The sequence below is a fragment of the Micromonospora sp. URMC 107 genome, from assembly GCF_051386315.1.
Taxonomy (GTDB): domain Bacteria; phylum Actinomycetota; class Actinomycetes; order Mycobacteriales; family Micromonosporaceae; genus Micromonospora.
The window spans coordinates 1-4,207 of sequence record NZ_JBPQTK010000232.1 but is presented as its reverse complement, the minus strand read 5'-3'; the positions used below and the strand labels follow the sequence as shown (position 1 = coordinate 4,207).

3 protein-coding genes and 1 pseudogene are annotated in these 4,207 nt (G+C 74.5%); 3 read left to right on the top strand and 1 reads right to left on the bottom strand.

What is annotated here, in order from left to right:
* Positions 1-1,597 (top strand): ADP-ribosyltransferase domain-containing protein (locus tag ACSNN9_RS27935; RefSeq protein ID WP_436676294.1); only part of this gene is annotated, 1,597 nt, incomplete at its 5' end.
* 227 nt (positions 1,598-1,824) lie between these two features.
* Positions 1,825-2,700: an alpha/beta fold hydrolase gene (locus ACSNN9_RS27930; protein ID WP_436676293.1), complete on the top strand. Its 876-nt coding sequence runs from the start codon at positions 1,825-1,827 to the stop codon at positions 2,698-2,700.
* A 51-nt stretch (positions 2,701-2,751) separates the two neighbouring features.
* Here ACSNN9_RS27930 and ACSNN9_RS27925 read toward each other — a convergent pair whose 3' ends face one another.
* Positions 2,752-3,330, bottom strand: coding sequence for an AAA family ATPase (locus tag ACSNN9_RS27925; protein WP_436676291.1), 579 nt, complete (start codon positions 3,328-3,330; stop codon positions 2,752-2,754).
* Between the two features lie 325 nt (positions 3,331-3,655).
* Between ACSNN9_RS27925 and ACSNN9_RS27920 the strand changes: the two are divergent.
* Positions 3,656-4,207, top strand: a pseudogene (locus tag ACSNN9_RS27920) (hypothetical protein); the annotation flags it as partial.

Below are 4,207 nucleotides of genomic sequence, written 5' to 3'. Positions count from 1 at the left end.
CACCCCGCCCGACCCGAACGACCCGCTGGCCCTCGCCGACCTCTTCACCGGCGGCGGCGAGCCGTGGCTGCCGCTGCTGAAGCCGGTCATCGAGGCGCAGCCGGACGCGGCCACGTTCATCGGCCCGGGCCGCAGCCCGCAGGTCGTACCGGTGCGGGAGCTGACCTTCCAGGCGCTCAAGCCCAACCCGCCGCACAAGTGGAAGGTCGTCGTCTTCGGCCAGAACCCGTACCCGCGCAGCGAGAGCGCCACGGGCATCGCCATGTTCGACAACACCTTCCACGACTGGGCCGACAGCCAGTTCGGCCGGGTCGTCACCATCCGCTGCATAATCAAGGCGGCCGCGATGTGGAAGCACGGCATCCCCAAGAAGACGCCGATAGCCGACATCCGCGCCCTGCTGCGGGAGCACGACACCGTGCAGCCGCCGGAGTGGTTCCAGGCGATGCTCACCCAGGGCGTGCTGCTGTTGAACGCGGCGCTCACCGCCAGCGGCGACGGGGCGATGGCCACCGACCGGCACACCACGTTCTGGCGGCCGGTCGTCGAGACCCTGGTCGAGGAGATCCTGAAGGCCAAGCAGCACGCCGACGAGTCCGACCGGGGCGTGGTGTTCGCGTGGTGGGGCGCGCACGCGCGCAACCTCAAGCGGGTGGTGCTGCGGCTCGAGAAGAAGTACCCGGAGGTGGAGGTCCGCCACATCGACCACCCCAACCCTGCGGCGCAGGGCGACATCTTCTGCGACGGGAACCACTTCGCGGACGTGAACGAGGCGCTCAGGACGCTGGGCGCCGACGAGATCGACTGGCTGCCGCGCAAGGGGTGGAGCCGGTCGGCGGCGCACGTCGGCGGCACGGACGCGGGCACGGCCGACCGCATGGGCGCGTTCATCGCCTCCACGATGGAGTTGCACAAGCTCTACCTCGAACGGCTCGCCAGCGTCAAGGACGAGGGGCTGGCCCTTCCCCCGATCACCGGCGTGTTCGACACCCCGCTCATGGACTTCCGTACGGCCGTCGCCCCGGTGGCCGCGCTGCTGTCCGGGCTCGGCCGGCACGTCGAACAATCACACCGGTTCGGCGAGAAGCAGGCGGACGACGCGGCCGACGGCCTCTGCGCCGACGAGATCGCGGCCCTCTACCTCTACACCTGCGAGTCGGCGTTCTACCGGCAGATCAACGCCACCCTGCGCCACCCGGATCGCAGCCGGATCGTCCCGTACCTGCCGTACCTGCGACTGCTGTTCTCGGCCGTGTCCCGGCTGCCGGCCCGCACGGAGCCGCTGTGGCGCGGGGTGTCGCTGGACCTGCGGGCGCAGTACCCGCTCGGCCAGACCGTGACGTGGTGGGGCGTGTCGTCGTGCACGTCGAAGCTCAGCGTGGCCCAGGCGTTCCTCGGCGGTCGCGGCAGGCGGACGCTCTTCGAGGTGCTCCCCGTGCGGGCCGTGGGCATCCGGCGGTTCTCCGCGTTCACCGGCGAGGAGGAGCTCATCCTCGCCCCCGGCACGCAGCTCCAGGTGACCGACGTGCGGACGGAACGCAACGGCCTGTGCACCGTCCGGCTCACCGAGCTGGCGGAGCCACGCCTGGTGGCGTGAGCGCTCGGCGGCCCCCGGCGGGCGGGCGGGGCGACGCGGCGCCGGCGGCGGCCCGTTCCGCCCGTCCACGCGTCTCGCCCGACCCGGCGCGGATCGAGGCCGGTCGCAGCCCGTTGGCCCGCGTCCGGTCCGGCCGCCCGGATCGAACGGCGTCGAACAACGCCCGGCGCGGGAGCGTTTCTGGCACCGTCGGAGGTCCACCCGTACCGTGGCCGGTCAGGAGACACATGGTGGCCGACGCAGCCGTGCACCACCGGACCGTCGACGTCGACGGGATCACGATCTTCTACCGCGAGGCGGGTCCGCCGGACGGGCCGGTGGTGCTGCTGCCGCACGGCTACCCCTCGTCGTCGTTCCAGTTCCGCAACCTCCTGCCCGCCCTCGGCGACAGGTGGCGGGCAATCGCGCCCGACCACCCCGGCTTCGGCTACAGCGACACCCCCGATCCCCGCCGGTTCGCGTACACCTTCGACGCCTACGCCGACGTGCTCCGGCGCTTCACGGAGGCGCTGGACCTGACCCGCTACGTCATCTACCTCCAGGACTACGGCAGCCAGTTCGGGCTGCGCCTGGCGATGGCCGCCCCGCAGCGGGTGGCCGGGCTCGTCATCCAGAACGGCGACATCTACGAGGACCAGCACGGCCCCAAGTACGAGCCGCTCAAACGGTTCTGGCGCGAGCCCACCGACGAGGGCCGCGACCGCCTCGCCGCCGCCGTCAGCGAGGAGGGCTTCCGCGGCGAGTTCCTCGGTGAACTGCCCGACCGCCTCGTCGACCGGGTGAGCCCGGACCTGTGGCGCCTCTCGGCGGCCCTGCTGGATCCGCCCCGACGGGCCGCCCTGGTCCGCCTCCTCGCCGACCAGGGCAGCACCCTCGCCTGGTTCCCCCGTCAGCAGGAGTACCTGCGCCACCACCGGCCGCCGACCCTCATCGTCTGGGGACCGCACGACGGCTACATGCCCGAGGGCGCGGCCCGCGCCTACCTGCGGGACCTGCCCGACGCGGAGCTGCACCTGCTCGACGGCGGACACTGGCTGCTGGAGACGCACCTCGACGAGGTGACGCGGCTCGTCCGGGACTTCCTCGGGCGGGTCCACCGCTGACCGTCCCGCGCGGTCGGGGGCGGCGGGCCGGAGCGCGGCCGGATCCGCGCCCTAGGTGAGGCAGGCGAGGAGGTCCCGGTATGCCTCGTCCACCCTGCCGTGCGCGGTGCGCACCACCCTGGTCCCGGGCCGGGTGGCGACGACCGCGAGCAGCCGGTCGTACATCGCCGCCAGCTCCGTGGCCCCGCCCTGCCGGTCGAGCAGGCGCTGGGCGTCGAGATGCGCCGGATCCGTGGAGGTACGGCTGCGTTCGGCGAACCGGCGCAGCGCGTTCTCCTTGTCGTCCAGCAGGACGATCTCGTGGAACTGCGCGCCGGCGTCGCGCGCGACGCGCTCGGCCTGTTCGATGAACTCGGGACGGCCGAGGAACTGCGGGACGATCACGTCGTGGCGGCCGGCCAGGTGCGCCCGGGCCGCCGCCAGTGCGACCGCGCGGGCGAGCAGCCCGGCGGGACCGGGGTGGTCCCGCCACCGCCCGACGAGGTCACGGATCCGGTCGATGTCGAGGTCGAGCGCGAGCGGATGGTCCTCGACGTACCTGCGGGCCAGCGTCGACTTGCCGCAACCGGGCGGCCCGTTGAGCACGATCAGGCGCGGCACCGGCCCGGCAACCGGCTGGACCTCCGTCACGACCCGCCTCCCCGGTCGGCCCGGCGGCGCCCGTACCGACGCCCACGATGGTACGTCCACCCGAGGGGGTCCGGGTGCCCGTGCGGCGCGGGCCGTCCCGGGGTTCCCGTCCTCGATCCTGCCGCGACAGGCACGGCATCCGACCGTGCGCGGAGCCCCAGCCGGCCGCGGCGCGGGCCCCGTCCGTCACCATCGCCGGGACCTCCCCGGGCACCCGCCGGCCGGGCGGGAACGGGTGCTCCCGCACCTGCCCGGCGATGAGATCGGTCGTCGGCCGGCCCGGCCAGCAGGTGACGGCGGCGCGCCGAGCCGGCACAGTGAAGCGGTGACCACCGACATCCGCACCCCCCTGGCCCGCTACGCCGACCGCCTGCACGCCGTCATCGGCGACGGGCACCACGTCGCCTCCCCGCTCGGCGCGTGGCTGCTGCTGGCGCTCGCCGCGCCGGCCGCCGCCGGCCCGACCCGCGCGACGCTGGAGGAGGTGCTCGGCGTGGACGTGGACACGGCCGCCACGGCCGCGGGCGCCCTGCTGGCGGCGCCGCACCCGCTGGTGCCCTCGGCGACCGCGCTGTGGCACCGGCCCGGCGTCGAGACCGCCGGGCTCGACGGGTGGCGGGCGGGCCTGCCCGGGTCGACCGCGACCGGAGCGCTGCCCGACCAGGCCGGGCTCGACGCGTGGGCCCGCGAGCACACGCTCGGTCTCATCGAGGCGTTCCCGCTGACGGTCACGCCACAGGTGCTGCTGGTCCTGGCCAGCGCCCTGGCCACCCGGGTCTCGTGGGTGGACCCGTTCGAGGTGGCGCCGGCCGACGCGCTCGGCTCCGGCAGCGCCTGGGCCGGCGGGCTGCGCCGGGCGCTGCGCAGCCCGCCGGCC

What these genes read in the sequence shown, in the direction of transcription:
- ACSNN9_RS27930 (WP_436676293.1), top strand. Translation starts at nt 1,825, where the DNA reads ATGGTGGCCGACGCAGCCGTGCACCACCGGACCGTCGACGTCGACGGG.